This window comes from Mesorhizobium sp. M7A.F.Ca.CA.001.10.2.1 (assembly GCF_003998575.1).
Lineage (GTDB): Bacteria > Pseudomonadota > Alphaproteobacteria > Rhizobiales > Rhizobiaceae > Mesorhizobium.
The window spans coordinates 1-2,997 of record NZ_RZQY01000708.1 but is presented as its reverse complement, the minus strand read 5'-3'; the positions used below and the strand labels follow the sequence as shown (position 1 = coordinate 2,997).

Annotated in this window: 3 protein-coding genes; 2 read left to right on the top strand and 1 reads right to left on the bottom strand. The window is 64.5% G+C overall.

The features are described from left to right. Together EN964_RS30395 and EN964_RS30390 are read left to right on the top strand one after the other, a co-directional pair. A partial coding sequence (locus EN964_RS30395) for an acetyl-CoA acetyltransferase (protein WP_127277126.1) occupies positions 1 to 920 on the top strand: 920 nt, incomplete at its 5' end. A 25-nt stretch (positions 921 to 945) separates the two neighbouring features. Then, on the top strand, positions 946 to 1,950 hold the full coding sequence (locus tag EN964_RS30390; RefSeq protein ID WP_127269978.1) for an asparaginase: 1,005 nt from the start codon (positions 946 to 948) through the stop codon (positions 1,948 to 1,950). On the opposite strand, the gene EN964_RS30385 is transcribed toward EN964_RS30390, so the two are convergent. Beyond that, positions 1,943 to 2,997, bottom strand: a 1,055-nt coding sequence (locus tag EN964_RS30385; protein WP_127277125.1) for a TIGR03808 family TAT-translocated repetitive protein, incomplete at its 5' end; no start/stop codon positions are given. The two genes, EN964_RS30390 and EN964_RS30385, sit on opposite strands and share 8 nt — an antisense overlap.

Below are 2,997 nucleotides of genomic sequence, written 5' to 3'. Positions count from 1 at the left end.
CTTGCGCCACCGGATCGGCCGCGGTCCGTCAGGGCATCCGCGCCATCGACGCCAATGCCGCCCGCATCGTGCTGGTGGTCGGCGCCGAGCAGATGACGACGACGCCGGGGCCGGAGATCGGCAAGAACCTGCTCAAGGCGTCCTATCTGCCCGAGGACGGCGAGACACCGGCGGGTTTCGCCGGCGTCTTCGGCAAGATCGCGCAGGCCTATTTTCAGCGCTACGGCGACCAGTCGGATGCGCTGGCCATGATTGCCGCCAAGAACCACAAGAACGGCGTCGACAACCCCTATGCACAGATGCGCAAGGATTTCGGCTACGAGTTCTGCCGCCAGGAGAGCGAGAAGAACCCGTTCGTTGCCGGCCCACTGAAGCGCACCGACTGCTCGCTGGTCTCCGACGGCGCCGCCGCCCTTATCCTTGCCGACACCGCCACGGCGCTGAAGATGCGCCGTGCCGTTGCCTTCCGCGCCAACGAGCATGTGCAGGATTTCCTGCCGATGTCGAAGCGCGACATCCTGACCTTCGAAGGGTGCGAACAGGCCTGGAACCGGGCGTTGAAATCAGCCGGCGTGACGCTCGACGATCTGTCCTTCGTCGAGACGCATGACTGCTTCACCATTGCCGAACTGATCGAATACGAGGCGATGGGTCTTGCCAAGCCGGGAGAGGGGGCAAAGCTTGCGCTGGACGGCACAACGGCCAGGGATGGCCGCCTGCCGGTCAATCCATCCGGCGGGCTGAAGGCCAAGGGCCATCCGATCGGCGCCACGGGCGTGTCGATGCATGTCTTGACCGCCATGCAGCTTGTCGGCGAGGCCGGCGGCATCCAGGTGCCGGGCGCCAAGCTTGGCGGCATCTTCAATATGGGCGGTGCGGCGGTCGCAAACTACGTTTCCATTCTCGACCGGATCAGGTAAACCGCCCGCATTTACGGGAGGGTTCATGACAAATCCGGTTCTGATCGAAGTGTTGCGCGGCGCGATCGTCGAGAGCGCGCATCGCGGCTCAGTCGCGGTCTTCGATGGCGATGGCAAGCCCGTCTGGGAGATCGGCGACACAGCCAAGTCGGTGTTTCCGCGCTCGGCGGTCAAGGCGATCCAGGCACTGCCGCTGGTCGAAAGCGGTGCGGCCGATGCCTATGGCTTCGGCAACCGCGAACTGGCGCTCGCCTGTGCGTCCCACTCGGGCGAGCCGGCCCATGTCGATCTTGCGCGATCCATGCTGGCCAAGGCCGGGCTGGACGGATCAGCACTCGAATGCGGCACACATTGGCCGTCCAACCATGACGCCGAGATTGCGCTCGCCCGCGCCGGCGGTTCACCGAACGCGTTGCACAACAATTGTTCCGGCAAGCATTCCGGCTTCCTCTGCACCTGCGTCCACGCCGGCATTGCGCATCGCGGCTATGTCAAGCCGGGACATGGCCTGCAGGAAATGGTGCGCGACGCCATGCAATCGGTGACGGGCGCTGTCCATGGTGAGGACCAGCGGGCCATCGATGGCTGTTCGATCCCAACCTATGCGGTGCCGCTCAGGAGCTTCGCGCTCGGCTTTGCCCGCATGGCCACGACATCAGGTTTTGGTCCCGAGCGAGCCAAGGCCGCGAGGCGGCTGCTGGCTGCATGCATGGCCGAGCCCTTCTTCGTTGCCGGCAGCGGCCGCGAAGACGTCGCACTGATGGAGGCCGCACCCGGGCGGATATTTACGAAAGGCGGCGCCGAGGGCGTCCATTGTGCGGCAATTCCGGAACTTGGTCTCGGCATCGCGCTCAAATGCGATGATGGCGCCGGCCGCGCCGGCGAAGCCATGATTGCCACCGTCCTCGCCAAACTGTTGCGCGCCGACGAGGCATTGGCGTTCAAGCTGAGCGAGTTGGCAAACACGCCCATCGAAAACCGCAACGGTGCCAAGGTCGGGGCGCTGAGGCCGACGGCAGCCCTCAACTGACGTGATTGCGCTCGACGGTCAGATGCGCATAGCCGGTATCGTTTGACGAGGCGAGGTCGCCCGTTGCGGGCTCGGCCCAGCGCTGGCCGACAACCGCACCGTTGAGCGCGCCGTCGATGATATTGTCTGAAATGACCGCCGTGCCGGCACCCTCGACCACGGACACGACGATACCGGTTCCGGCGTTGCGGATGATGTTGCCCGTAGCGACGACATTGCGCAGGTAGGGACCCCAGCCGATCTGCATGCCATAAAGCGGCGCGTTCTCGATGACGTTGTTGGAAACGGTGGTGTCGGCCTCAACGCCGATGCCGACGCCAAATCCCGGCGAGTCGGCGGGGTAGGGACCGCTGGTCGACAGATTGCGCACGATGTTTCCGGAGCAGACGCCCATGCGGCCGCCTTCGTTGAAATTGACGATCGAGATGCCGTTGGCGGCGCCGTCGACGATGTTGTTGCTGATGATGGCGCCTTCGAACGAGAACTCGGAATAGACCGCCGTTTCGCCCGAGCGCGAGCAGGTGTTACCCGATATCTGCAGGTTGCTGGCGCTGTTGGCGCGGATCGCCGAGAAGGCGCAGTCCGAGACGATGTTGCCCGAGATGACGACATTGCCGGCGCGAAAGGCATTGATGCCGTTGCCGTTCTGCCCGGTTCCGCCGCTGCGTGCCTGGATCCGTTGGACGCGGTTGCCGGTGACCATGGTGCCGTCTTCGGCCACCTGCCAGCGGTGCACGAGGATGCCGCCATTGGCGCAATCGGAGACGGTGTTGCCCGTAATGGACAGCCCGCCAGCCTCGACCGAGTAAATGCCGGCATCGGCGGCGCCCGATATCTCGCTGCGCTCGATCCGGCCGATCGCGTGTTCCAGCGCCAGTCCGTTCTTGCCGCTGCCGGTGATCTGACAATTGTCGATGGCGAGGTGCGCGATACGGCGCAGATCGAGCAGCCCTTGCGTGTAACCGCCCATCGTGCGGTTCGAACCATCAAAGACCAGACCGCTGAGTTCGATATGGTCAGCCTGTTCGGCCACGAAAAGGTGGCCGT